This is a genomic window from Usitatibacter palustris, assembly GCF_013003985.1.
GTDB classification, from domain to species: domain Bacteria; phylum Pseudomonadota; class Gammaproteobacteria; order Burkholderiales; family Usitatibacteraceae; genus Usitatibacter; species Usitatibacter palustris.
In genome coordinates, this window is the sequence record NZ_CP053073.1 from 2,604,600 (window position 1) to 2,630,427 (window position 25,828).

Genomic DNA, 25,828 nt, shown 5'->3' on the forward strand with positions numbered 1-25,828 from the left:
TCAGGACGCCCTGTCCGAGGTTTCCTGTTGTTCGACCCGCGGCGATCCATGGCGATACACCGCGCGCGAGGGTCCGAGCGGCGTGGACGTCACCTTGGCCTCCACGATCGCGTCCTCGGCGCGCTTCACCAGCCCCGATTCGCCATCGCCGAAGGCGTACTCCACCACGGCGCAGGCCACCTTCAGGGTGATCTCCTTGTTGGGGCCGACGGGACACGGCACGGCTTCGATGCCATGCAGGATGCGTTCGCTCACGAGCTTCGCGTTGCGGTTGCGGTGCAGGCCGACGAGGAACTGGTTCGAGCCCCAGCGCGCGATCCAGTCGCCGCGGCGCGTGTTGCACACGAGCGCGCCCACGAGGTGGACCATCGCGAGGTCGCCCGCGGGGTAACCGTGTTCTTCGCGCAGGTGCCGGAAGGCGCGCAGGTCGACGAGCGCGACATGGAAGGTTTCGAGGTCCCGCTCGGCGCGCGCAACCTCTTCGGCGAGGCGCTTGTCGCCCGCGCGGCGGTTGTACACCCCGGTGATCTCGTCGAGGTCCGACAGGTTCTCGATGCGGTCACCCCAGCGGTCGAAGAGCTCGAGCAGGTATTGCGTGCGGCTCATCATCCGGCCGGCTTCATCGGGGAACTCGCGCGGCAGCGTCGGCTTGGCCTTGTCGTCGAGGTAGTCCTTCACCGCTTCGGAGGACATCGCCACGGGCGCCAGCAGGCCGTTGTGCAGCCAGAGCGTGGCCATGAAGCCCGCCAGGTAGGTCAGCCCCAGGGCGGGCAGCAACTGCCGCGACGCCGGCGAGTGCTCGGCGAAGACCAGGTAGAGCACCAGCGTAATGAGGGGGGGCACCACCGCAATCAAGGTTGCGGCGGCGAACTTGCGCGCGTACCGCCCCTTCAGGAAGGGAATGCGGTCGAGTGCAACGTAGATTCCGAGGCGTTCGTGCGCCGGCGCCGCGGACGTCGAGTCTTTGATCATGGCAGTACCTCTGGACCTGAAAATGTGACCCATGACACTTTTTCCGTCCTTGGGCCAAGCTGCGCCCATCGTGCCTTGATCGCTGTGACAAAGGTCACAATTCCCGGCCGCGCCGTGTTGCGCCTGTAGGCTTCCTCATTGCGCCTGTAACCCGGGCAGCACGCGGGGCTCGACGATGGCCTCGGTTCCCACCGTGATGCGCGGCCCGAGCCCCGGCGTGGCGGCGGGGGGGCGCTTCTCGATGATGCACATCGAGTCGTAGAAGCTCACGCCCAGCACGTCGGCGAAGCTCGCCGGGTCCACGCCGTGGCCCTGGCCAAAGATCGGGTCCAGGTGCGCGGCCGGGTCCCGGGCCCGCTCCCACCAGGGACGGTTCACGAAGTCGGCCAGTGCCTTCAGGAAGGCCATCGAGGTATCGGGCCGATGGATTCCACCGCCGAACGCCGGCATGTAGGCGCAGTGAAGGTCCTCGACCACGTAGAGGCCGCCGGAGGAAAGCCGGGGAAAATAGTTGAGGAAGGAAAAGACGATGTCGCGCGAAGTGTGCGAGCCATCGTCGATGAAGATGTCGAAGGACGGAACACGCGACGTGATCTCGCGGAACGTCTCTTCGGTATTCGCCGGCCCGACCACCACCGAGATGCGTGGGTCCGAGAAGCGCAGCTCGCCGCACTTCGGATCGATGTCGCAGCCCAGGATCGCCGCGGCCTCGGGGAAGTAGCGCGCCCAGATCTCGAGGGATCCCCCGTTCTGGACGCCCACCTCGACCATCGAGACGGGCTTGTTTCGATACGGCGCCAGTACTCGCTCGTAGACGTCCAGGTAGAGCGCCCACTTGTCAGCGACCTTGCCGCCGTGCGAGAGATACAGCTCGCGTAACGTCATGCCCTTCTCCCTGCTTATGCCTTTCTGGCGTTTTCCTCGGCCTGGAGCGCGAGCGCCTTGGGAAAGACGCTCGCTTCGTTCCCGACCATCACGCGGTCCCCGAGCCCCGGCTGGTCTTCCGCCGAGCGCTTCTCGATCACGCAAAGCGAATCATAGAACGCAATCGCGAAGATGCTGCTGAACAGCGCGGGATCGACCGCGTGGTTCGCCCCGAAGACGGGTGCGAGCAGCGTGGCGGGAGGCTTGTCGCGCTCCCAGTAAGGCCGGTTCACGAAGTCGGCGAGCGTCTTGAGGAATGCCATCGAGCTGTCGGGCCGGTCGATCCCCCCGCCGAAACCGGCGAGGTAGGAACAGTGGAGGTCCTCGATCACGTACAGCCCGCCGGGCTTCAGGCGCGGGAAGTAGTTGAGGAACGAAAGCACGATGTCGCGCGAGGTGTGCGAGCCGTCATCGATGAAGAGGTCGAACGTCGGCGCCTTGTCGGTGATCTCCTTGTAGGCCGGCGCGGAGTTCACCGCGCCCACCACGACGCCGATGCGCCGGTCCTCGAAACGCAGGCTCCCGCATTTCGGATCCACGTCGCAGCCGATGACCACCGTCGCCGCGGCGAAGTAGCGTGCCCACAGCTCGAGGGAACCGCCGTTGGCGACGCCTACTTCGACGAGGGCCAGGGGCTTGTCGCGGAAGCGCGCGAAGATGCGTTCGTAGACGTCGAGGAAGAGCGTCCACTTGTCGGCGATCTTGCCGACATGGGTGAGGTAGAGCTCCCGCAGCGTCGTCACTTCGCGACGGCCTTCCGCGAGAAATCCCCCGCCTTGACGATCGTCGCCTTCGCCGGATCGATGTACTTGCGCAGCGCGGCCGTCACGTCCGCCGCCTTGAGAGCCATGATGCGATCCTCGGTCAACTTGCTGAACGCGAAGGTGCGTCCCAGCTCGAGATTCGACACCCACGCCGCCGCCACCGTTCCATCCTGCGCCCGGTTCTGCGCGCGCATCTGGAGGATGCCCGACTTCGCCGTGGCGACCTCGGCCTCGGTAAAGCCTTCCTTGAGGGCGCGATCGAGCTCCTCGCGAAAGGCGGCCTCGACCTTCGCCACGTTCTGCGGCGCGGCGATGGCATAGGCGCTCCACGAGCCGGCGCGAGTGACCGGGCCCACGGACAGGTCCGAGCCCACGCCGTAGGACAGGCCTTCCTTCTGGCGAATGCGCGACGCAAGCCGCGAATCGAGACCCGCGCCGCCGCCCAGGATGTAGTTCGCGACGAACGCCGCGGCGTAGTCGGGATCGTCGTCGCGCAGTTCCACGTTGTGCGCGGCGAGCCACATCGCGTTTTCCTTGTCGGGCGTGTCGACCGTCAGGGTCGCGGGCGCGACCGGGCGGTACTCGGTTTCCACGCGCTCGTACGGCGTGCGCGAGTTCCAGCCCTCGAAGAGCTCCTTGAGGACGGCGGTCACGCGGGCTTCGTCGAAGTCGCCCACGACCGCGACTTCGGCCACGCTCGCGCCGTAGAAATCGCGGTGGAAGGCCTTCACGTCCTCGAGCTTCGCCGCCTGGATCGCGGCCAGCATTTCCTCGAGCGACAAGGCGTAGCGCCAGTCGCCGCGCGGATACGAATTGAAATGCTGCGAAAGCGCATCGGAGGCACGGGCCGTGGGTTCCGAGAGCTGCGACTGGATGCTGGTTGCGGTGACCTTCTTCAGTTGCTCGAACTCGCTTTCAGGGAACGAGGGCTCGCGCAACACGTGCACCGCGAGGCGCAGCGTGGCCTCGACGTTGCCCTTCGTGGTCTGGAGGCTCGTTCCAGGCCCCCCCACTCGGCCGGAGATCTTGAGGCGGTCGTACTCGTCGGCGAGCTGCTGGCGGCTGAACTTCGTGGTGCCGCGCGAAAGCATGGCGCCGGCGAGCTGTGCGGCGGTGCGCTTGCCGAAGAGCGCCTTCTCGTTGCCGACGCGCAACGCGATGGAGATGTTCACGGTTTCGCCGCGGTTCTTCTTGGAAAGCAGCGCGACCTTGGTGCCGCCGATGGTGAAGCGCTTCGTGCGCGCGTCGATGTTGGCTTGCGTGGGCTCGAAGGCTTCCGACTCGCTCACGACCGTGGTCGCCTTGAAGTCCTTCATCACCTCGGCCACGGTGGGTGCGAACGGGATCTCGGCGCGTTGCGGCGAGTCCTCGGGCTGGAAGATGCCGATGGTCCGGTTGTCGCGGCGGTAGTAGGCCTTCGCCGCCTTGGCGATCATCTCGGGCGTGACCTTGGCGAGGTCGTCACGCGAGAGGAAGAAGAGCCGCCAGTCGCCCAGCGCGATGTACTCGGAGAGCTGCACGCCGAAGGATTCGGGATTGGCGAAGGTCTTCTCGATCTGGTTGTAGTAGTTCACGCGCGCGCGCTCGACTTCATCCTTCGTGGGCGGCGTGGCGCCGAAGGATTCGAGGATGCGGATCATCTCTTCGCGCACCGGCTCGATGGGATCGCCCTTCTTCACCGCGGCCGCGAAGACGTGCAGGCCCGGATCCACGCCCAGGCGGGGGATGCCGGCGACCTGCGCGGCCTTGCCCGTGTCCACCAGCGCCTTGTGCATGCGTCCCGTGGGCGTATCGCCGAGGATGAAGTTCGCGAAGGCGATGCCGTCGGAATCGAGGTGCAGGTTCGAGGGCACCTTGTAGGCGACGGCGACGACCTGGATGTCCCCCTTGCGGCGCACGGTGAACTCGCGCTCGCCGTCCTGCGTGGGTTCGACCGTCCAGAAATCCGGGAGCTTGCGCGCGGGTTTCGGGATCGCGCCGAAGGCCTTCGCGACGATCGCGAGGGCCTTGGCCTCGTCGAAGGCGCCGGCGACCAGCAGCACGGCGTTGTCCGGCTGGTAGTACGTGCGATAGAACGCCTGGAGGTTCTCGATCTTCACGTTCTCGATGTCGCTCTTGTTGCCGATGGGCGAGCGCGAGTAGCTGTGCCAGTCGTAGGCCACGCTCTGCATGCGCTTGAAGAGCACGCCGATGGGCGAGTTCTCGCCCGACTCGTACTCGTTCCTCACCACGGTCATCTCGCTGTCGAGGTCCTTCTTCGCGATGTTCGAGTTGACCATGCGGTCGGCCTCGAGCTCGAGGGCCCACTTCAGGTTCTCGTCATTCGCCTGGAAGAGCTCGAAGTAGTTGGTGCGGTCCGTGGAGGTCGTGCCGTTGGTGCGCGCGCCCCGCTGGTTGAACTGCTGGTCGATGTCGGGGTTCTTCGGCGTGCCCTTGAACACGAGGTGCTCGAGCAGATGCGCCATGCCCGTCTCGCCGTAGTTCTCGTTGCGGCTGCCGACGAGGTACGTGATGTTCACCACGATCGTGGGCTTCGACCGGTCCGGGAAGAGCAGGACCTTCAGGCCGTTGTCGAGGCGATATTCGGTGATGCCTTCGACGCTCGTGACCTTCGTGACGCCCGCGGGAAGCGGCTGGGCGGACACGGACGTGGCGGCAAGGGTGAACAGGAATGCGGCGGCAAGCAGGCGGATGAACGGCATGGGGAGTTCCGGAAAAGGGACTATCGGGTGGCGCGGCGGCGGCGCGCTTCGAAGAGACAGACACCGCTAGCGACCGCAACGTTCAGGCTTTCGACCGTGCCATGCATGGGAATGGAGGCGACGAAGTCGCAGGTGTCCTTGGTCAGGCGCCTCAGGCCCTCGCCCTCCGCGCCCAGGACGAGGCCCAGCGGGCCATCGAGTTTTGCCTGGTAGATCGACTGCGGCGCCTCGTCGTCGGTGCCGACGAGCCAGATGCCGCGGTCCTTCAGGTCGCGCATCGTGCGCGCGAGGTTGGTCACGGCAATGAACGGAACCGTTTCCGCCGCACCCGACGCCACCTTGATCGCGGCCACGGTGAGGCCGCAGCTGCGATCCTTCGGGGCGATGACGGCGTGGGCACCGGCGCCATCGGCCGCGCGCAGGCAGGCGCCGAGGTTGTGCGGATCGGTCACGCCGTCGAGGATGAGCAGCAGCGGAACGTCCTGGAGCGTATCGAGCACGTCCTCGACGAATTGCGGCATCGCGAGCTCGTCGGCCGCGGCGATCACGCCCTGGTGCTTCGCGCTCCCCGCCATCCCGGCGATGCGCTTGGCATCCACCGTGAGCACGCGAACGCCCAGCGATTCGGCCATCGCGCGCAGGTCCTTGACGCGGTTGTCCTTGCGTTCGGCGTCGATGTAGATCTCGCGCACCGTGTCGCGCTTGAGGCGCAGGCGGCTCCTGATCGCGTGGAAACCGGCGAGGTATTTCATTTGTGCTTCTTCCCGTACTGTTTCTTCATCTTCTTGTCGATATCGCGCGCCTTGGGCTTGCCCTTGTCCTTCGAGGGCGAGCGCGAGGGCGGGCCGGAGGGCGCGCCGCGCTCGGGAAGCGCGCTCGCATCCACGACCAGCGTGAAATCGATCTTCGCCGCCTCGATGTCCACGCGCACCACTTTCACCTTCACGTGGCCGCCGAGCTGGTAGCGGACCCCGGTGCGCTCACCCTTGAGCAGATGGCGCGCCTGGTCGAACTGGTAGTAGTCGGCGCCCAGGTCGGAGACGTGCACGAGGCCGTCGATGAACAGGTCGTCGAGCGTGATGAACAGGCCGAAGTTGGTGACGCCGCTGATCGTGCCTTCGAACTCGTCACCCACGTGCTCCTGCATGAAGTAGCACTTGAGCCAGTTCTCGACATCGCGCGTCGCGTCATCGGCGCGCCGCTCGGTCTCCGAGCAGTGCACGCCGAGCGCGTTCCAGTCGCCGCCGTCGTACTTCTTCCCGAGGAGTGCCGCCTTGATGCCGCGATGCACGAGGAGATCCGGGTAACGGCGAATGGGCGAGGTGAAGTGCGCGTACGCCTCGTAGGCGAGGCCGAAGTGGCCGACGTTCTCGGGGCTGTACACCGCCTGGCGCAGCGAGCGGAGCATCACGGTCTGCAGCATCGCCGTGTAAGGCTTTCCCTTGATGCGGGTGAGCAGCTGCGCGTAGTCCTTCGCCTGCGGCTCGTCGCCGCCCCCGAGGCTCAGCGCGAAGTCCTTGAGGACGCTGCGCAGGCCCTCGAGCTTCTCGGGCGTAGGCCCCTCGTGGATCCGGTAGAGCGCCGGCTGGTCCTTCTTCGCGAGATAGTCCGCGGTGCACACGTTGGCCGCGAGCATGCATTCCTCGATCAGCTTGTGCGCATCGTTGCGCTCCACGCGCACGATCTTCTCGATCTTGCCGTGGTCGTCGAAGATCATCTGCGTTTCCTGCGACTCGAAGTCGATCGCGCCGCGCTTGGCGCGCGCCGACAGGAGCGCCTTGAAGACGCCGTACAGCGTGTTGATCGGCGCATGCAGCTTCTTCGCGATCGCGGGCTCGGGCTCGCGGCCTTCGAGGAGTGCGGCGACGCGCGTGTACGTGAGCCGCGCCTGCGAGTGGATCACGCCGTTGTAGAACGTGTAGCCGGTGATCGCGCCGGCGGCCGAGATTTCCATCTCGCACACCATCACGCAGCGGTCGACCTCGGGCTTCAACGAGCAAAGCTCGTTGGAGAGTTCCTCGGGCAGCATCGGGATCACGCGCCGCGGGAAGTACACGGAGTTGCCGCGCTCGTAGGCTTCGCGGTCGAGCGCGTCCTTGGGCTTCACGTAGTGGCTCACGTCGGCGATCGCCACCCACAGGCGGAAATCCTTGCCGTCGCGTTCGCAGTACACCGCATCGTCGAAGTCGCGCGCGGTCTCGCCGTCGATGGTGACGAAGGCGAGCTTCCGGAGATCCTTGCGGTTGCCCTTGAGGTCCTTTTCCTCGACGACCTTGGGCAGCTTCTTCGCGGCCGCAAGCGCGTCGTTCGGGAATTCGTGCGGCAGGTCGTGCTTGCGGAGCGCGATCTCGATTTCCATCCCGGGATCGGTGTAGTTCCCCAGCACCTCGATCACGCGCCCCACGGGCTCGGCGTTCTTGGTCGGCTGCTCGATGATCTCGATCACGACCACTTGCCCGGCCTTCGCGCCCTTCAAGCCGTCGGGCGGAACGAGGATGTCCTGGTTGATGCGTTTGTTCTCGGCCAGCACGAAGTGCACGCCGTGCTCGCTGAACAGGCGGCCGACGACCTTGCTGTTGGCGCGCTCGAGGACTTCCACGATGGAACCCTCGGAACGGCCGCGCCGGTCCACGCCGGTGACGCGCGCGAGCACGATGTCGCCGTGGAAGGCCTTGTGCATCTGCTTGGGGCCGAGGAAGAGGTCGTCTTCACCGCTCTCCGGTTGCAGGAAGCCGAAGCCATCGGGGTGGCCGATGACCTTGCCCTTGATCAGCCCGGCCTTGTCGGCGATGAGGATCTGGCCGCGCCGGTTGCGCATGACCTGGCCCTCGCGTTCCATCGCGCCGATGCGCCGGCTGAGGCCCTCGCGTTGCTCGGCGCTGGTGCCCAGCAGCTTCTCGAGCTGCTTGTCCTCGACCGGAATGCCGGCCTCGGTGAGCGCCCCGATAATCGCTTCCCGCGTGGGAATCTCGACCTCGTAGACGCGTTGTTGTTCGTTGTTTTTTCTAGACAATATGCTCTCGAATCAGTAAAATTGCGGGCTTCTGAAGGGCCCGGATGGCGGAATTGGTAGACGCACCAGTTTCAGGTACTGGCGGGTAACACCGTGGAGGTTCGAGTCCTCTTCCGGGCACCAAGAATGAACTCAACCCGGGGCCTCCCCCGGGTTTTCTTTTTCTAGGGCCGCGGCGCCGGCAAAGTGCTCGAGCACTTCGTAAGGTCCTTGCGGTTCATCTTGTAGCTCGTCGTCGTCGCCGTGCAGAACTCGCAATGCAGGTTCCCGGCGTTGCCCTTCCCAAGCACGTAAAGCACCGTATTCGCGGGCGGCAGGTTGCTCATGTCGGAGTTGGCGATCGGCTGAAGGGGCAGCTTCACTTCGCAGGCGGTCGGGTTCGCGCCAATAGTCGGAACGCCCGCACCCACCGTCACCTTGATCGAGTGGCTGGTCGTCCCCTTCTTGAGGACGATGCACAGCTGCGATTCGAACTTCTCCATCCCCTGGTAGGAGATCTCCTTCGTGTCGAAGGACTTCGAAACGCCGCCTTCGCCGTACCAGATGTAGCCCCGGATCGTCCCGAAGCCCGCGTGCGTGCCGCCATTGAGGAAGCACACCGGCTGGTCCCAGTTGAGGCTGCTGCGGTTGCCCGAGCCTTCGCGGCCCGCGGAAACGTTGAACGTCGCAACCGCGAGCAGCGCGGCGATTGCCAGGGTGCCACCACGCAGGGCTTGCGACATTCGCGTTCTCCTTATTCTTCGAAGGGATGCTTGAGCACGATCGTCTCTTCGCGATCGGGCCCGGTCGAGATGAGCGCGACCGGCGCGCCGGAAACCGCTTCGAGCCGCTTGAGGTAGGACTGCGCATTCTTCGGCAGGTCCTCCCAGCGCTTCACGCCGAGCGTGCTTTCCTTCCAGCCGGGGTGTTCTTCGTAGATCGGCTCGCAGATCGCGAGCGCTTCCGCGCCCGAGGGCAGGATCTCGCGCGTGCCGCCGCCCTGGAGCTTGTAGCCGGTGGCCACGCGCACCGTATCGAGGCCATCGAGCACGTCGAGCTTCGTGATGCACAGGCCCGAGACGCCATTCAACTGCACCGCGCGCTTGAGGGCCGCGGCATCGAACCAGCCGCAACGGCGCGGGCGGCCCGTCACCGAACCATATTCGTTGCCACGCGTGCGCAGGTGCTCGGCGGTTTCATCCTCGAGCTCGGTCGGGAACGGACCCGAGCCCACGCGCGTCGCATACGCCTTCGCGATGCCCAGCACGTAGTGGAGCTGCTGCGGTCCGACGCCCGCGCCGGCCGAAGCCTGGCCCGCGACGCAGTTGGAAGAGGTGACGTACGGATAGGTGCCGTGATCGACGTCGAGCAGTGCCGCCTGCGCGCCTTCGAAGAGCAGGGACTTCCCCTCGCGGATCAGCGCGTTCACTTCCGACGACACGTCGGTGACCATCGGCCGCAGGCGCTCGGCGAACCCGAGCGTGTCATCGAGCGTCTTCTGGAAGTCGATGGTGTCGGCCTTGAAGTAATTCTTCAGGACGAAGTTGTGATAATCGAGCACCTCGCCCAGCTTCGCGGCGAAACGCTCGCGCGCGTAGAGGTCCTGCACGCGGATGGCGCGGCGCGCGACCTTGTCCTCGTAGGCAGGGCCCACGCCGCGGCCGGTGGTGCCGATCTTCGCCTCGCCCTTCGCGCGCTCGCGCGCCTGGTCGATGGCGACGTGGTACGGAAGGATCAGGCAGCAGGCCTCGGAGAGCCGCAGCTGGCCGATGACGTTGACGCCGCCTTTCTCGAGCTCGGTGATTTCCTGCATCAGCGCCTCGGGCGAAACGACGACGCCGTTGCCGATGAAGCACTTCACCTGCGGATGCAGGATGCCCGACGGAATGAGGCGCAGGACGGTCTTGCGTCCGCCGATCACGAGCGTATGGCCCGCATTGTGGCCGCCCTGGAAGCGCACGACTCCCGCGGTGTGGTCGGTGAGCCAATCGACGATCTTGCCCTTGCCTTCGTCGCCCCACTGCGTGCCGATGACTACGACGTTACGCGCCATTTTCCGTCCTTCTTTTCCAGCTTGCGATCGCAGCCGAGCTCGTCGCGCGCCGCCTCGTGGCCCGGAAGGTCGTCGATGACCACCTCCCCGGCTTCGCGCAGGCGCGCAACTTCGGCGGCGAGCGCCGCGTCTTCAATGCAAGGCGCGAGGATCGCGCCGCGTTTGGCGGCTTCGGGCGCGAGCGCCGCGAGTTGCCGCAGGTCCATCGTGAATCCGGTGGCGGGCCGCGCGCGGCCGAAGCTCGCGCCGACTTCGTCGTAGCGGCCGCCGCGCGCGATCGCGTCGGGGCTGCCGGGCGTGAAGGCCGCGAAGACGATCCCGCTTTCGTAGTTGAAGCCGCCGAGCTCGGCGAGGTCGATCGACGTCTCGGCGCCGGCCGCACGGCACGCTTGCGCGACGCGAGCCAGCGCGTCGAGCGCGGCGCCGATCGCGGGCTTGGCCGGCAGCGCCTTGCGGGCGCGCTCGATCGTGTCGATGCCGCCATGCAATCCGGTGAGCACCGCGGCACCCTTCGCTTCGGCAGCGTTCTTCTGCTGCACGGCGTGGAAGACCACTTCGGCATCCTCGGCATTGAGTCCGGCATCGCCCACGAGCGCGCGGTAGATCGCAGGGTTGCCGAGGTCGACGTGCACCTTCGCAACGCCCGTTGCCTTGAGCGCGGCGATCATCAGGCGTGCGATTTCAATGTCCGCCTCGACGCCGGCGTGTCCGTAGAGCTCCGCGCCGATCTGCAGCGGTTCGCGCGAATTGGTGATGCCCGAGGGCACGGTGTGCAGCACGCTGCCGCAATAACAAAGACGCGCGACACCCTGGCGGTTGAGCAGGTGCGCATCGATGCGCGCGACTTGAGGCGTGTGGTCGGCGCGCACACCCATCGTCCGGCCGGAGATCCGGTCGACGAGCTTGAAGGTGGCGAGGTCGAGATCCTTGCCGGTGCCCGAGAGGAGCGACTCGACGAACTCCAGCAGCGGCGGCGCAACCAGCTCGTAACCGGCGCGCTCGAAGAGGTCGAGGATGCCGCGGCGCAGGCGTTCGATCGCGCGCGCCTCGGCGGGCAGCACGTCCTCGATGTGTTCGGGAAGGAGCCAGCGTCTCACGACAGGAAAGCGAGCAGCGCCAGGCCGACGAGCATCGAGATGAGTCCGACGAAGCGGATCTGGCCGTCACTCATCTCGATCAGGCGGCGAAAGGTGTCGCGCCACAACCGGGGCGCGGCGAACGGGAGGATGCCTTCGAGCACGAGCATGAGCGCGAGCGCCGCGAGCAGGACTTGCGTCACTTCCCGCGGCCGGGACTCTTGAGGTACTTGAAGAAGTCCGACGACGGCTCGAGCACCATCACGTCGCTCTTGCTGCGCAAGCTGGCGCGATAGGCCTCGAGGGACCGGTAGAAGCTGTAGAACTCCGGATTCTTGCCGAAGGCCTCGGCGTAGATGCGCGCCGCTTGCGCGTCGCCCTCGCCCTTGATGCGCTGGGCGTCGCGATAGGCTTCGGCCACGACGATCTGGTGCTGGCGGTCGGCGTCGGCCTTGATCTTCGTGCTCTCCGCGCCGCCCGTCGCGCGCAGCTCGTTGGCAACGCGGTTGCGCTCCGAGCCCATGCGGCGATAGACGTCGTTGGAGATTTCGGGGACGAGGTCCACGCGCTTCAGGCGCACGTCGACCACTTCGACGCCGATGCCCTTCACGTCCTTGTCGACCTTGTCGGCGACGGTGGCCATGATCTTGTCGCGTTCGCCCGAGATCACGTCGTGCACCGAGCGCTTGGCGAACTCGGCGCGCAGCGCGTCGTTCACGGTCTGCGAGATGCGCGCTTCGGCTTGTACGGAATCGCCGCGCACGGACACGTAGTACTGGCGCACGTCGATCACCCTCCACTTCACGAAGGAATCGACCAGCACGTTCTTGTTCTCGGACGTGAGGAAGCGTTCCGCGTCGCGCGTGTCGAGCGTCTGGATGCGGGTGTCGTACATGCGCACGTTCTGCAGGATCGGCACCTGGAAATACAGGCCCGGTTCGGTCTGCACGGCGACGACTTCACCGAGCTGGAACTTGATCGCGGCCTTGCGCTGGTCGACGGTGTAGAGGCTCATCGCGAGGACGAGCCCCAGCACGATGGCGACGAGGATGGTGAATGCGGCGGATTTCTTCACTTATCGGCCCTCCCGCTCGCGGTTGCGCACGCCTTCGCGGCGCGTCTGGTCGGCCGCGGCCGGCGGCACGAGGTCGGGGACCGTCGTCACCTTCGGGACGTCCGCGCTCGTCGTGACGCTGCCCTGCTGCCCGCTGAGCTGCATCAGGCGGTCGAGCGGCAGGTAGAGCAGGCTCTGGCCGCCCTTCTGGTCGACGATCACCTTGGTGGTGTTCGAGAGGATCTGCTGCACCGTCTCCAGGTACATGCGCTCGCGCGTGACCTGGGGCGCCTTCTCGTATTCGGCGAGGATCGCGCGGAAGCGCGACGCATCGCCCTGCGCGGTCGCGACCACGCTCTGCTTGTAGCCGTTGGCTTCCTCGAGGAGGCGGGCGGCGACACCGCGCGCCTTCGGGATCACGTCGTTCGCGTAGGCCTGGCCTTCGTTCTTGGCCCGCTCGCGGTCCTGGCCCGCGCGCACCGCGTCGTCGAAGGCGCTCTGCACCTGGTCGGGCGGCTGCACGTTCTGCAGGTTGACGGTGGTGATGTTGATGCCCGTCTTGTAGCGGTCGAGGATCTGCTGCATCAGCACCTTCACGCGCGCGCTGATCTCGCTGCGGCCCTGGTTCAACACGAAGTCCATCTTGCTCTTGCCGACGATCTCGCGGACCGCGGTCTCGGCCGCCTGGCGGACGTTGTCGTCCGGGTTGCGGTTGTTGAACTTGTAGTCCTCGGGGCTCTTCAGCGTGTACTGGATCGCGAACTGCACGTCGACGATGTTCTCGTCGTCGGTCAGCATCAGCGCCTCTTCGCGCTGCTTGTTCTTGGGATCGCCGCGGTAGCCGATCTCGACCGACTTCACGCCCGAGACGTTGACGACCTCGACCGCTTCGAAGGGATAGGGAACGTGCCAGCGGGGACCGGGCATCGTCGTCTCGAGGTACTTCCCGAGGCGCAGCACGACGCCGCGGCTGCCTTCATCGACGATGTAGAAGCCGCTCGCCAGCCACACGGCCGCGATCAGCAGGACGATGAAGACGACGCTGCCGCCGAAGAAGGCGTTCGACGGCCCGCCTCCACCCATGCGCGGCGGACTGTCGCCGGGCCCCGCGGGCTCGGGACGGCGCATGCCCAAAAGACTCGCGAGCTTCTGCTGGACCTTGCGCGCGAATTCCTCGAGGTCGGGCGGACCCTCGTTGTTCTTCTTTCCCCACTGGGGATCGTTCGGAGGCATCGGATGAAGGAGAGGTAGAGAAGCTGTTTAAGCGGCGCAGGGCTGCGCGTCGGTCGGAGTGGCTCCCGCCATCTCCAGGAGCGCGCCCCGGATGAGCTCGAGACCGGCGCCGGTGACTGCACTTACCTTGATATTCAATATCTTACCACAGGGGTCGCGGATCACTTCGGGCTGCAGTCCGGGCACCCGATCGATCTGGTTCCAGACGAGGATCTGCGGCACGTTGGCCGCCCCGATCTCCTTGAGCACCTTGTTGACCGCGGCGATCTGCTCGTCGCGGCTGGGGCTCGCGCTGTCCACCACATGCAGCAGCACGTCGGCCTGCACCGCCTCGTCGAGCGTGGCGCGGAAGGCGGCGACCAGTGAATGCGGAAGGTCCTGGATGAATCCCACGGTATCGGAGATGGCGGCGGAACTGTCGTTTGCAAGCCAGAGCTTGCGGGTCGTGGTGTCGAGCGTGGCGAACAGTTGGTCCGCCACGTAGGCATCCGCACCGGTGAGGCGATTGAAGAGCGTGGACTTGCCCGCGTTGGTGTACCCGACGAGCGAGACACGCAGGACACCGGCGCGCGCTCGGCCGGAACGTTGCGTGGCGCGGTCTTGCGTGACCTTCGCGATGCGTGCCTTCAGCTTCTTCACCTCCTCGCCGATCATGCGGCGGTCCAACTCGATCTGCTTCTCGCCCGGGCCGCCGGTCTTGCCGAGGCCGCCGCGCTGGCGCTCGAGGTGGCTCCAGCCGCGCACGAGGCGCGTGGCGTGGTGCTCGAGGCGCGCGAGCTCGACCTGGAGCTTGCCTTCGTGCGAGCGCGCGCGCTGCCCGAAGATCTCGAGGATGAGTTCGGTGCGGTCGTAGACGCGGACAGCCTGGCCGCCTTCGGCAAGCGCGCGTTCGACGTTGCGCACCTGGCTGGCGGACAGCGCGTGGTCGAAGACGACCGTGTGCGCCCCGTGCAGGCGTACGGCGTCGCCGATCTCCTCGATCTTGCCGGTGCCGGCGAAGGTCTTGGAATCGGGACGGTCGCGGCGGCCGCGCAGGACTTCGACGACATCCGCGCCCGCGCTTTCCACGAGGCGTGCCGCTTCCTGCTCGCGATCGGACGCGCGCCCAGCCGCCGCCGCGCGCCCGATATCGAGGCACACGAGGATTGCTGCAGCGCGGTTATCGGCCCTGCGAGGGGCCGCGTCAGCCTTCCGAATGCTCAAGCGGGACCGACACGGGTCGTGCCGGGACCACCGTCGAGATGGCGTGCTTGTAGACCATCTGGGTGACGGTGTTCTTGAGGAGGACGACGTATTGGTCGAACGATTCGATCTGGCCCTGCAGCTTGATGCCGTTCACCAGGTAGATCGAGACCGGGACATGTTCCTTGCGCAACGTGTTGAGGAACGGGTCTTGTAGCAGTTGCCCTTTATTGCTCATTTGTTTGCCCCTATAGCTGCGGGTTTTCTGGACCGGCTGATGGACCTCTGGACTTTACTGCAAAGCAGCAAAATTCACCACCGCGCACTCTCTCCGCGCTGGTTGTCTATCACCTTACGTAACACCGTAGACATCCGGATTCATGCGCGAGTTCGGGTAAATGGGGACGAACCCCCGATTACGCAAACTTTTTCTTGTTTTCGCGGCGCTTGTTCCGGATCTGGCGCTCCTGGCTCACGGTAAGCACGTTGCGCTTGCGGTCGGCGTAGGGATTGGCTGACGCCCTGAACTCGACCCGGAGCGGCGTCCCCTTCAGCTCGAAGGTCTTCACGAAAACGTTTTCGAGGTAGCGGCGCCACCCGGCCTTGATCTTGTCGACCGCCGTGCCGTGGACGATCACGATCGGCGGGTTCGATCCCCCCTGGTGCGCGTAGCGGGGCTTCGGGCGGAACTTGCCGTTCATCGGCGGCTGGTGCGCCTGGATCGCATCCTGCATCACGCGCGTGAGCTTGGGCGTGGAGAGCTTGGCCATGGCCGCGGCGAACGCGATGTCCACTGCCTTGAGCAGCGGCTTGATGCCCGTGCCCTTGAGCGCCGAGATCTGGCAGAACTCGGCGAAGTCCAGGAACTGGAGCTTCCTCTCGAGATCGCGCTTCACGTCCTTGCGCTTCTCCTCGTCCACCGCGTCCCACTTGTTCACGGCAACCGCGAGTGCCCGCCCGGCCTCGAGGATGTAGCCGGCGATGTGCGCGTCCTGCTCCGAGATGTCCTGCACGCAATCGACGACCAGGATCACGACGTTGGCGCGTTCGATCGCCTGGAGCGTCTTCACGACGGAAAATTTTTCAACGGCCTCGAACACCTTGCCGCGCTTGCGGATGCCGGCCGTGTCGATCAGCGTGTACTGCTTGCCGCCGAAGTCGAGCTCGACCTCGATCGCGTCGCGCGTCGTGCCCGGCTGGTCGAAGGCGATGACGCGCTCTTCGCCCAGCAGGCGGTTCACGAGGGTCGACTTGCCCACGTTGGGGCGGCCGACAATCGCCACGCGGGGGTGATCGGGGATCTCCTCCTCGTCGGATTCCTCCGGGAAAGGCGCGAGCGCATCCTCGATGAGCTGGCGCACCCCTTCCCCATGCTCCGAGGAAATCGCGTGCGGCTCACCCAGTGCCAGCTCGTGGAATTCGGCGGTCACCACCGCGGCGTTCATGCCCTCGGTCTTGTTGACCGCGAGGAACACCGGGGCGCTCACCTTGCGCAGCATCTGCGCGATGCGCTTGTCCTGGGGTGCCAGGCCCGCGCGGGCGTCGACGAGGAACACGATCACGTCGGCCTCGGCGATCGCTTCGCGCGCCTGGCGCGCCATCTCCGACATGATCCCTTCCTTCGCCACCGGCTCGAAGCCGCCGGTGTCCACGCAGATGAAGGGCTTGGGGCCGAGCCGGCCCTGGCCGTAGTGGCGGTCGCGCGTGAGGCCGGGCAGGTCCGCGACCAGCGCGTCGCGCGTGCGCGTCAGCCGGTTGAAGAGGGTCGACTTGCCGACATTGGGACGGCCGACGATGACGAGGGTAGGTTTCAGAAATTCACCAGCGACACCGTGCCGCCCGCGGTTTGGACAACGACACCTTTGGTCGCGGCGACGAGCGCGTTGACCGCACCGCCATCGACCGACATGCGGCCGATGAGCGAGCCGTCCGTGGGCGAAAGTACGTGGAGGAACCCGTAGCCGTCGCCCACCAGGACGTTGCCGCCCGCGATCACGGGTGCGGTGAGGCGGCGATAGAGGAGCTTGTCCTGCTTCCAGAGGCTCGCCCCGGAGTTCTTGTCGAGCGCGTGCACGGCGCCTGAATCGTCGACCACGTAGATGTTCTTCGCGTCCGCAGCGAGCGCGCGCGAGCTGGAGACGTCGCGCGACCACACCATGTTGCGCGTCTGGATTTCGAAGCACGCGACCTTGCCCTGGAATGCGGCAGCGCAAACGCGCGGGCCGTCGAGGTAGGGCACGCCCGCCACGTCGGCGATGCGCTCGAGCTCCGTGGCGCCGCGCGGCAGCGACACGTTCACTTCCCAGGTGAGCTTGCCGTCGTCGATGTCGAGCGCGATCAACTTGCCGCCCGGATAACCCGCGATGACGTCGCCGCCATCGATGTGCACGCCCGATTCGGTGCGCAGCAGGAGGGCCGGCGAGGGACGCTGGTACACCCAGCGGCGCTTGCCGTCGGTGAGCGAGATGCCGTAGATGCGCCCGTCGGACGTGCGCACGACCGCGGTCTTCTTCGCGATCGAGGCCGGCGAGATCACTTCGCCGGCGAGGTTGGTGTTCCAGAGTTCCTTGCCCGTCAGGTCGAACGCCGTGACGTCGCCCTTCATCGTGCCGACGACGATCACGCTGTCGCCGGCCGCAACACCGCCCGAGACCGCCTTCTTCGATTCGAAGCGCGTGGCGACCTGGCCGGTATCTTCCGCGAGGATCGTCACGCCGCCATCGGCGTTCGCCGTGTAGACCTTCCCGCCTTCGATATCGGGGAACAGGCGGAACGCGCCCGCCTTGCCGACCGACGCGCTCCACGTGGCCTTGGGGGTCACGGTGGCGGTGATCGGATTGAGCGGCGTAGGTGTGCGCGCATTGCCGCCACCGATGCCGAGGAAGCCGCAACCGGCGAGCGCCAGCGCGGCGCCGCAGGCGACGAGCCGGCTCGCGATCATTGCGGGGCTCCGGCAACGGCCGGGGCCGGCGCGCCGCCGAGCGCCTGCAGCTTCACTTCGGCGATCTGCCTCACGGGATTGCGCGGCTCGGCCTTGTCGGCGGCGAGCTTGTAGGCAGCGCGCGCTTCGTCGAGGCGGCCGAGCGACAGCATGATGTCGCCCTTGAGGTCCGCGGTGACCGCGGTGAACGCTTCGTCCTTGTTGCCGTCGAGCACCAGCAGCGCCTCGGAATGCTTCTTCTCGTCGAGGAGCACGGCGGCGAGGCGAAGGCGCGCGACCCCCTGCAGCTCGCGCACGCCGTTCTTCATCACCCATTCGAGCTTCTCGCGCGCTTCATTGGTCCGGCCCGCGGTGAAGTGTTCCTTGGCGGCATGCAGCGCCGCGTCGGACGCGAAGAAGGAGCTCGGATACTTGTCCATCAGCGCCTTCGCGGCGGCTTCGATCGCCTTGCCGTCCTTGGCCTTCACGGCCTTGTCGACGGGCTCGAACATCGCGGCGGCGTCTTCGGCGGACTGGGCCTTGTGGTACTGCCAGCCCTTCCATCCAGCGAGCGCGAGGATGGCGGCGACGATGGCTCCGATGACGAACTTGCCGTTGTCTTCCCACCACGCCTTCAGTTCGGCGATGCGTTCCTGCTCTTCGAGATCGTACGGTCCGGCCATGTTCTTCTTTCCAATGTAGTTGTCAGGGAGCCCCGAGCCGGCTGATCGCCGCCTCGAGCGAAACACGCGCCTGCGCCTCTTCCGTGCGCAGCGCCTTCAACGTGACCTTGCCTTCCGCGAGCTCCTCGTCGCCGAGGATCAGCGCGAAGCGGGCGCCGCTCGCGTCCGCCTTCTTCATCTGCGACTTGAAGCTGCCGCCGTTGCCGAGCACGACCGCGAGGCCCGCATCGCGCAACTTTTCCGAAACGCGCCAGGCTTCGCGCGCCGCACCCTCGCCCGCGTGGGCGACGAACGCATCGGGCGCGTTGCGCGCGGCGACTTCGAAGGCCTGCATCGTGAGCAGCACGCGCTCCATGCCGATCGCGAAGCCGCAGGCCGGCGTGGGCTTGCCGCCCAACTGCTCGAACAGGCCATCGTAGCGGCCGCCGCCCGTGATGGTCGATTGCGCGCCGATCTTGTCGGTCACCCACTCGAACACGGTGCGGTTGTAGTAGTCCATGCCGCGTACGAGGCGCGGGTTCACCTTGTACGCGAGCCCGGCGTCGTCGAGCAGGCGGCACACGCCCTCGAAGTGTGCCCGCGCGGCGTCACCGAGATGATCGAGCAGCTTCGGTGCCGCCTCGATCATCGCCTGCATCGCCGGGTTCTTCGAATCGAGGATGCGCAGCGGATTCGTGTGCAGGCGTTTGTTCGCGTCTTCGTCGAGCACGGCAGCGTGCTGCTCGAAGTGCGCGATGAGCTTCTCGCGATGCACCTTGCGGTCGGCCGCATCGCCGATGGAATTCACGTGCAGCTCGATCGGGCCGATGCCGAGCGCCTTCCAGAGGCGGCCCAGCATCACGATCTGCTCCGCGTCGACATCGGGCCCCTCGAATCCGAGCGCCTCGACGTCGAACTGGTGGAACTGCCGCTGGCGGCCCTTCTGCGGGCGCTCGTAGCGGAACATCGGCCCGTCGGTCCAGACGCGCATCGGGCCGTTGTAGAGGAAGTTGTGCTCGATCGCCGCACGCACGATGCCCGCCGTCGCTTCCGGCCGCAACGCGAGGCTCTCCTCGTTGCGATCGTTGAATACGTACATTTCCTTCTCGACGATGTCGGTCACTTCGCCCAGCCCGCGGACGAAGAGCGCCGTCGGTTCGACGAGCGGCGTGCGGATGTTGGCGTAGCCGTACTGGCGGAAGACGTCGCGGCACGCCTGCTCGAGCTTCTCCCAGAGCGGGGACGCGTCGGGCAGGATGTCTTCCATCCCGCGGATGGCCTGGAGTTTCTGCGCGGCCATCAATCGACCGCCTGGATCGCGATGGTCTTCTTGCGCGGCGACTTCGCGGCACGCTCCGAACCGACTGCATAGCGCGTGCGAACGTACTCTTCGACGATCGCCTGGAATTCCTCGGCGATGCGCTCGCCCTTGAGCGTCACCGTCTTCTCGCCATCGACGAACACTGGCGCCACGGGCTTCTCGCCCGAGCCCGGCAGCGAAATGCCGATGTCGGCGAGCTTCGATTCGCCCGGACCGTTGACCACGCAGCCCATCACCGCGACGTTCATTTCCTCGACGCCCGGATACTTCGCCTTCCACACGGGCATCTGGTCGCGCAGGTATGTCTGGATGCGATCGGCGAGTTCCTGGAAGAACGTGCTGGTCGTGCGCCCGCAGCCGGGGCACGCGGACACCATCGGCGTGAACGACCTGAGGCCCATCGTCTGCAGGATCTCCTGCGCGACGATGACTTCCTTCGTGCGGTCGCCGTTGGGCTCGGGGGTCAGCGAGACGCGAATCGTGTCGCCGATGCCCTCCTGCAGCAGCACGCCCATCGCGGCGGTCGAGGCGACGATGCCCTTCGAACCCATGCCCGCCTCGGTGAGCCCGAGGTGCAGCGCGTAATCGCAACGCGAAGCGAGATCGCGATAGACCTTGATGAGGTCCTGCACGTGCGAGACCTTGCACGACAGGATGATGCGTTCGGCGGGCAAGCCCCACTTCACGGCTTGCGCCGAGCTCTCGAGCGCGGAGACGACCAGCGCTTCGCGCATCACCGCGTCGGCTTCGAGCGGTTGCGTGAGCTTCGCGTTCTCGTCCATCAGCCGCGCGAGCAGCTCCGGATCGAGCGAGCCCCAGTTCACGCCGATGCGGACCGGCTTGGAATGTTCGATGGCCTTCTCGATCATCGCGGAGAACTGCTCGTCGCGCTTCGTGCCGTGGCCGACGTTGCCCGGGTTGATGCGGTACTTGTCGAGCACCACCGCGCACTCGGGCGCCTGGGCGAGGATCTTGTGGCCGTTGAAGTGGAAGTCGCCGACGAGTCCGACCTTCACGCCCATCTTTTCCAGGCGGTTGCGGATCTCCGGAACCTGGCGGCCCGCTTCGATCGTGTTCACGGTGATGCGCACGATCTCGCTGCCGGCGCGCGCGAGCGCGGCGACCTGGTCGGCAGTGGCCTTCGCGTCCTCGGTGTCCGTGTTGGTCATGGACTGCACGAGGATGGGCGCGTCGCCGCCGATCACCTTGTCGGCGACACGAACGGCGCGCGAGGCGCGGCGGGAGGCAGCGGACATGCGGGGGGCTTCCTACTCGAGCGTGAAGCGGGCGACTGCCACGCGCGTATGCGGCTCGAGGTTGAACTCGCGGTTGTTGTAGATCATCTGGACGTCCGGCGCGTTGCCCACGACCACGGCGAACGGCGGCTTGCCGATGACTTCGGTTTCGCTGCCGCCCGGGTTGTTGCGCGACAGCAGCACCTTGCCGCGCGCGTCCTTGATTTCGACCCAGGCGTTGCCACGGAACTTGAAGCGGATGACGCTCCCGCCGGCGGCGAGAACGCTGTTGGTATCGATCGGCGCCTGCGACACGGCGGGGCGCGATTCGGTGGGCGGCTCGGTCTTCGGCGGCGCGGACTTCACGGGCACGGCCTTCGCGGGTTCCGTTTTCACGGGAGCGGGCGGTGCGGGCGGCTCTGTTTTCACGGGCTCGGCTTGCACCGGCTCCTTCGCAGGTTCCGGAGGCGAAGCAAGCTTTTCCGGCGCGGCCTTCGCGGGCGCTTGCGCCACGCGATTGGCTTCAGCGGCGGGCTTGCGCGTTGCGCCCGCGGGCGGCGTCGGGCGGATGAAGAGCCACCAGTACATCGCGGCAAAGCCGAGCACGATCGCGACCACCGCGATGAACGTCGCCTTCACGTACGGGCTCGACAGGGCCTGGCCCGAAGGATCGAAGCGCAGGTTCTGGCTCTGCACGACGATCGCCGGGCGCTTGTCGAGCGGGGCCGTCTCGGCAAGCAGCACCAACACCGCTTCCGGATCGAGGCCCAGCACCTTCGCGTAGTTGCGCACGAAACCGCGCAGGAACGTGCCCTTCGGCAGGCGTGCGTAGTCGCCGCCCTCGAGCGCCTCGACCTGCGAGACGCTCATGTGCAGGCGCTGCGCGACGTCGGTCCGCGACAGCGCCTGGCGCTCGCGCTCGGCGACCAGCAGCGCGCCCAGCGTGCGGGGCGTCTCGGCGGGTGTCACGGGATCGGTCGTGCTTTCCATGGCGCGGTGTCGTTCAGTTGCGGGAGGGAGCGATGCCCACTTCCTTGCTCTGTGCCGAATCGGGGAAGCGACGGCGCATCTGCTGGAGGTAGCTTTCCTCGGCGATCTTGTCGTTGTTGGCGCGCGCGATCTTCACGGCGAGGAGGAGCGCATCGGCATTGGGGCTCGCGATGCGCATGTAGCGCGTGATGAAGTTCTCCGCGTCCTTCATCGCGCCGCGCTCGTACGAAAGCTCGGCGAGGTTGAAGAGCGCGCCCAGGAGGTCGGGGCGGATCGAGACGGCCGCGCGCAGCTGCGTTTCGGCCTCGGCGCTGCGGCCCGCGCGGCGCATGCACAGCCCGGCGGACAGATAGGCCTTCTCGGGCGTCGGATACAGCGGATCGGCGCCGGCGCGCCTGAGCATCTCGAGGCCGCGGGCGTGTTCGCCGCGCACGCAGACGAACCAGCCGTAGTTGTTGAGGACCTCGGAATTGTTCGGATCCATGCGCAGCGCGCGGTCGAACGCCTCGCGCGCCATCGTGTCCTCGCGCAATTCCATCAGCACGAGGCCCTGCATGTTCCACGCGGCCACGAAGCTCGGATCGTCCTTGATGGCGAGCTTGGTCTCGGACAGCGCCACGCCATAGATGCCGCGGGCGTAGTACTCGGCGGCGAGCGACGTGTGCGCCTCGGCGCGGCGGCGCGCGTCGGCGAGCACCGGATCGTTGGTCGGGGTTCGGGTTTCGGAGCTGCTCGTGGAAACGCAGCCGGCCGCGATCGTGATCGTCACACCTGCGAGGACGCAGCGGAGGAAGTTCACGGTGCCACCTTTCTGAGGGGAATCGTCTTGTTCTTCATCCGGTTGACCACCTGCCCGGCCAGTTGCCCGCAGGCCGCATCGATGTCGTCGCCGCGCGTCTTGCGCACTGTCGCGACGAAACCGGCCTCGATGAGCACCGACTGGAATTGCCGGACCGCGGCATCGCTCGAACGGACATAGCCCGATTCGGCAAAGGGATTGAACGGGATCAGGTTCACCTTGGCCGGCGTGTCGGCGAGCAGCTTCGCGAGCTCGCGCGCATTCGCCACCGAATCGTTCACGCCCTCGAGCATCACGTATTCGAAGGTGATGAAGTCGCGCGGCGCGACGGCGAGGTAATCGCGGCAAGCCTTGAGCAGCTCCGCGATCGGATACGTGCGATTGATCGGCACGATGCGGCTGCGGATTTCGTCGTTGGGTGCGTGCAGGCTCACCGCGAGGGCCACCGGCAGGCGCTCGCCGAGCTTGCGGATCATCGGCACGACGCCCGAGGTCGAGAGCGTCACGCGGCGGCGCGACAGGCCGTAGGCGTGGTCGTCGAGCATCACTTCCATCGCATCGGTGACGGCCACGAAATTGTTGAGCGGCTCGCCCATGCCCATCATCACCACGTTGGTGATCGGCCGCGCATCGGCGTCTTCGCGCAGCGAGGCGCCGAGCTCCGCGACACGGCGGCGCGCGACCCAGAGCTGCCCGAGGATCTCGGACACCGAGAGGTCGCGGTTGAAGCCCTGGCGGCCGGTCGAGCAGAACTTGCAGTCGAGCGCGCAGCCCACCTGCGACGAAACGCACAGCGTTCCGCGGTCGTCTTCGGGAATGAACACCGTCTCGATGCCGTTGCCGACGCCGACGTCGAAGAGCCACTTGATCGTGCCGTCGGCGGAGATGTGCTCGGACATGATCTCCGGCGGTTCCACCACGGCGAGCGCATGCAGCTTCTCGCGCAGGCCCTTGGCGAGGTCGGTCATTGCGTCGAAATCATCGACGCCGCGCTGGTGGACCCAGCTGAAGACCTGCTTGGCGCGAAACGGCTTCTCCCCGAGCTCGGCGAACCAGGCGGTCAACCGAGGGAGCGTGAAATCGAGGAGGTTCGTGCGCTCGGCCATGGCGGCTCGGGTCCTAGCGCGAGTAGACCTGGTGCTCCGGGAAGAAATAGCCGATCTCGACCTTGGCCGTCTCCGGCGCGTCGGAACCATGCACCGCATTGGCGTCGATCGACTGCGCGAAGTCGGCGCGGATCGTGCCCTTGTCGGCCTTCTTCGGGTCGGTCGCGCCCATGAGCTCGCGGTTCTTGAGGATCGCGCTCTCGCCCTCGAGCACCGTGACCATCACGGGGCCGGTGATCATGAAATCGACGAGGTCCTTGAAGAAGGGCCGCGTCTTGTGCACCGCATAAAAGCCCTCGGCGTCGTTGCGCGACAGGTGAATCATGCGCGCGGCGATGACCTTGAGGCCGGCCTTCTCGAAACGGGCATAAATCTCGCCGATCACGTTCTTGGCAACGGCGTCGGGCTTGATGATCGACAGGGTTCGTTCCACAGCCATAAAATCTCCGCTAACTGAATGAAATCCTTAGCTTTTCATTCTAGCACAGCGGCCCCCTACGCCGCTAGGCCGGAGGCGGGAAAAACCACTCCGGAAGCAGGCCGGAACGGCCCTCGGGGCACCGGTAGGCCTCGGCGATCCCGATTCCGGGGACCCAGACGAGCTGGTCACGGTGGAAAAGAAGCGGCAACCGCATGCGCTGCCAGACAGGGACCGCGCTTTCCTGCAGGAGGTTCTTGAGGGCCCGGTTGGGGCGCTTGGCATCGAGGCGAAGCCGTTCCCCACCGGCTCGGGGGGCAAAACGCCAGCCAGCCTCGCGCGTCGTGTCCTCGCAGATGCCCTCGCCTTCGGCGCGGGCGAAGCGAACCACGCCGCGGCCCTCACCCAGCGCGAGTTCCGGTTCCCCGGCCCAGTCGAGCGTCCAGCCGGCCTCAGGCCGGGGCTCGCGGTCGAGGCGGATTTCCCCGCGATGGCACACCAGCGCCGCGCCGCCGTGCTCGATGCGTACGCGGGCATCGCGGCGCGACTCGAAAAGTTGCCGCGCCATCTCGTCCAGGCGCGCCTCGCCGGGCATCGGCAGCGCATTGGCATGGAGGAAGGCGCGCAGTGCGTTCGCGCGCCGGGCCGGATCCGTGAGCGCAGCCGTGGGCAACGCGTCGGCGCGAACGCCATCCTGGCGAGCGAGCAACGTCAGGAGCGCATCGGCATCGGCGGCATGGCGCGCGAAGCGCGCGAGCGCATCGCGCCAGTTGGGAAAGCGCTCCGCGAGGCGCGGAACGATCTCGTTGCGCAGGAAGTTGCGATCGAAGACCGACGAGCGATTCGATTCGTCCTCGACCCATTCGAGGCCGCGCGCGCGGGCGCGTTCGAGCAGCGTGTCGCGCGGCATGTCGAGCAGCGGCCGGACGATCTCGATCGACGTCCCCGGCAACGTGCGAGAAGCCGGCATGGCCGCCGCGCCCTTGATCCCGGTGCCGCGCAGCAACTGGAGCAGCACGGTTTCCGCCTGGTCATCGAGGTGGTGCGCGAGCGCGATCACATCGACCTCGCGCGTCGCATACGCCGCGTAGCGCGCATCGCGCGCGGCGGCCTCGATGCCCTGGCCCGACTGGCGATCGAGCTGGACACGGATGACTTCGAGGGGGATGGCGCGAGCCGCGCAGAACGCCGCGCAGAAATCCGCCCACGCGTCGGCATTCGGGCTCAGCCCGTGATGAACGTGGATTGCGGAGAGCGTGATGCCCGAGGATTCGCGCGCTTCATGCAGCGCATCGAGCAGGACGACGGAATCGAGCCCGCCGGAGAACCCGACGCAGACCCGCGAGCCTCTGGGGAGGACCAATGGGGACAGACCCCATTGGTGACGTGTAACAGTCATGGGCGCCCGCGATTGTTACAGGTCAC

At 66.6% G+C, this 25,828-nt stretch carries 24 protein-coding genes and 1 tRNA gene; 1 reads left to right on the top strand and 24 read right to left on the bottom strand.

Features of this window, described 5'->3' with window-relative positions; genetic code table 11:
- The 6 genes from DSM104440_RS12695 to rnr all read right to left on the bottom strand — a co-directional run bounded on the left by DSM104440_RS12695 (position 1) and on the right by rnr (position 8,375).
- Positions 1-972, bottom strand: a complete 972-nt coding sequence (locus DSM104440_RS12695; protein ID WP_171163187.1) for a GGDEF domain-containing protein — start codon at positions 970-972, stop codon at positions 1-3.
- A 135-nt stretch (positions 973-1,107) separates the two neighbouring features.
- On the bottom strand, positions 1,108-1,857 hold the full coding sequence (locus DSM104440_RS12700) for a class I SAM-dependent methyltransferase (protein ID WP_171163189.1): 750 nt from the start codon (positions 1,855-1,857) through the stop codon (positions 1,108-1,110).
- A gap of 14 nt (positions 1,858-1,871) precedes the next feature.
- The gene (locus DSM104440_RS12705) at positions 1,872-2,639 is read right to left on the bottom strand and encodes a class I SAM-dependent methyltransferase (protein ID WP_171163191.1); all 768 of its coding nucleotides are present in this window, start codon (positions 2,637-2,639) and stop codon (positions 1,872-1,874) included.
- Positions 2,636-5,362: a M16 family metallopeptidase gene (locus DSM104440_RS12710; RefSeq protein WP_171163192.1), complete on the bottom strand. Its 2,727-nt coding sequence runs from the start codon at positions 5,360-5,362 to the stop codon at positions 2,636-2,638. The genes DSM104440_RS12705 and DSM104440_RS12710 overlap by 4 nt, the downstream gene beginning before the upstream one ends.
- Positions 5,363-5,382: 20 nt before the next feature.
- Positions 5,383-6,114 carry a 23S rRNA (guanosine(2251)-2'-O)-methyltransferase RlmB gene (gene rlmB / locus DSM104440_RS12715; RefSeq protein WP_171163194.1) on the bottom strand — a complete coding sequence of 244 codons (732 nt, stop codon included), beginning with the start codon at positions 6,112-6,114 and terminating at the stop codon, positions 5,383-5,385.
- Entirely contained in the window at positions 6,111-8,375 is a 2,265-nt protein-coding gene (gene rnr, locus DSM104440_RS12720; protein ID WP_246211987.1) for a ribonuclease R, read from the bottom strand. Before rnr ends, rlmB begins: the two co-directional genes overlap by 4 nt.
- 38 nt (positions 8,376-8,413) lie before the next feature.
- On the opposite strand from rnr, the gene DSM104440_RS12725 reads away from it, so the two are divergent.
- A tRNA-Leu gene (locus DSM104440_RS12725) sits at positions 8,414-8,498 on the top strand.
- Between the two features lie 41 nt (positions 8,499-8,539).
- Here DSM104440_RS12725 and DSM104440_RS12730 read toward each other — a convergent pair.
- From DSM104440_RS12730 to tilS, 18 genes are all read right to left on the bottom strand, one after another.
- Positions 8,540-9,097: a hypothetical protein gene (locus DSM104440_RS12730; protein WP_171163196.1), complete on the bottom strand. Its 558-nt coding sequence runs from the start codon at positions 9,095-9,097 to the stop codon at positions 8,540-8,542.
- Between the two features lie 11 nt (positions 9,098-9,108).
- Positions 9,109-10,407 carry an adenylosuccinate synthase gene (locus tag DSM104440_RS12735; protein ID WP_171163198.1) on the bottom strand — a complete coding sequence of 433 codons (1,299 nt, stop codon included), beginning with the start codon at positions 10,405-10,407 and terminating at the stop codon, positions 9,109-9,111.
- Complete coding sequence (locus DSM104440_RS12740) at positions 10,389-11,504, bottom strand: ATP phosphoribosyltransferase regulatory subunit (protein ID WP_171163201.1); 1,116 nt, start codon at positions 11,502-11,504, stop codon at positions 10,389-10,391. The genes DSM104440_RS12735 and DSM104440_RS12740 overlap by 19 nt, the downstream gene beginning before the upstream one ends.
- A complete protein-coding gene (locus DSM104440_RS12745; RefSeq protein ID WP_425509660.1) occupies positions 11,501-11,653 on the bottom strand; it encodes a DUF2065 domain-containing protein in 153 nt (50 codons plus the stop codon). The genes DSM104440_RS12740 and DSM104440_RS12745 overlap by 4 nt, the downstream gene beginning before the upstream one ends.
- 29 nt (positions 11,654-11,682) lie before the next feature.
- Complete coding sequence (gene hflC / locus DSM104440_RS12750) at positions 11,683-12,558, bottom strand: protease modulator HflC (protein ID WP_425509638.1); 876 nt, start codon at positions 12,556-12,558, stop codon at positions 11,683-11,685.
- The gene (hflK, locus tag DSM104440_RS12755) at positions 12,559-13,770 is read right to left on the bottom strand and encodes an FtsH protease activity modulator HflK (protein WP_171163204.1); all 1,212 of its coding nucleotides are present in this window, start codon (positions 13,768-13,770) and stop codon (positions 12,559-12,561) included.
- Between the two features lie 27 nt (positions 13,771-13,797).
- Positions 13,798-14,910 carry a GTPase HflX gene (gene hflX, locus DSM104440_RS12760; protein WP_246211988.1) on the bottom strand — a complete coding sequence of 371 codons (1,113 nt, stop codon included), beginning with the start codon at positions 14,908-14,910 and terminating at the stop codon, positions 13,798-13,800.
- Between the two features lie 43 nt (positions 14,911-14,953).
- The gene (hfq, locus tag DSM104440_RS12765) at positions 14,954-15,190 is read right to left on the bottom strand and encodes an RNA chaperone Hfq (protein ID WP_171163213.1); all 237 of its coding nucleotides are present in this window, start codon (positions 15,188-15,190) and stop codon (positions 14,954-14,956) included.
- A 178-nt stretch (positions 15,191-15,368) separates the two neighbouring features.
- Positions 15,369-16,766, bottom strand: a complete 1,398-nt coding sequence (gene der / locus DSM104440_RS12770; protein ID WP_171165950.1) for a ribosome biogenesis GTPase Der — start codon at positions 16,764-16,766, stop codon at positions 15,369-15,371.
- Complete coding sequence (bamB, locus tag DSM104440_RS12775; protein ID WP_171163215.1) at positions 16,763-17,893, bottom strand: outer membrane protein assembly factor BamB; 1,131 nt, start codon at positions 17,891-17,893, stop codon at positions 16,763-16,765. Before bamB ends, der begins: the two co-directional genes overlap by 4 nt.
- Positions 17,890-18,555, bottom strand: coding sequence for a YfgM family protein (locus tag DSM104440_RS12780; protein ID WP_171163217.1), 666 nt, complete (start codon positions 18,553-18,555; stop codon positions 17,890-17,892). Before DSM104440_RS12780 ends, bamB begins: the two co-directional genes overlap by 4 nt.
- A 22-nt stretch (positions 18,556-18,577) precedes the next feature.
- On the bottom strand, positions 18,578-19,834 hold the full coding sequence (hisS, locus tag DSM104440_RS12785; protein ID WP_171163219.1) for a histidine--tRNA ligase: 1,257 nt from the start codon (positions 19,832-19,834) through the stop codon (positions 18,578-18,580).
- Positions 19,834-21,111 carry a flavodoxin-dependent (E)-4-hydroxy-3-methylbut-2-enyl-diphosphate synthase gene (gene ispG, locus DSM104440_RS12790; protein ID WP_171163221.1) on the bottom strand — a complete coding sequence of 426 codons (1,278 nt, stop codon included), beginning with the start codon at positions 21,109-21,111 and terminating at the stop codon, positions 19,834-19,836. Before ispG ends, hisS begins: the two co-directional genes overlap by 1 nt.
- 12 nt (positions 21,112-21,123) lie before the next feature.
- Entirely contained in the window at positions 21,124-22,080 is a 957-nt protein-coding gene (locus DSM104440_RS12795) for a RodZ domain-containing protein (protein WP_171163223.1), read from the bottom strand.
- 13 nt (positions 22,081-22,093) lie between these two features.
- Positions 22,094-22,879, bottom strand: a complete 786-nt coding sequence (gene pilW / locus DSM104440_RS12800; protein WP_171163225.1) for a type IV pilus biogenesis/stability protein PilW — start codon at positions 22,877-22,879, stop codon at positions 22,094-22,096.
- Positions 22,876-23,985: a dual-specificity RNA methyltransferase RlmN gene (gene rlmN, locus DSM104440_RS12805; RefSeq protein ID WP_171163227.1), complete on the bottom strand. Its 1,110-nt coding sequence runs from the start codon at positions 23,983-23,985 to the stop codon at positions 22,876-22,878. Before rlmN ends, pilW begins: the two co-directional genes overlap by 4 nt.
- 13 nt (positions 23,986-23,998) lie before the next feature.
- Complete coding sequence (gene ndk, locus DSM104440_RS12810; protein ID WP_171163229.1) at positions 23,999-24,424, bottom strand: nucleoside-diphosphate kinase; 426 nt, start codon at positions 24,422-24,424, stop codon at positions 23,999-24,001.
- A gap of 64 nt (positions 24,425-24,488) precedes the next feature.
- The gene (tilS, locus tag DSM104440_RS12815; RefSeq protein ID WP_171163231.1) at positions 24,489-25,766 is read right to left on the bottom strand and encodes a tRNA lysidine(34) synthetase TilS; all 1,278 of its coding nucleotides are present in this window, start codon (positions 25,764-25,766) and stop codon (positions 24,489-24,491) included.
- Positions 25,767-25,828: the final 62 nt, after the last annotated feature.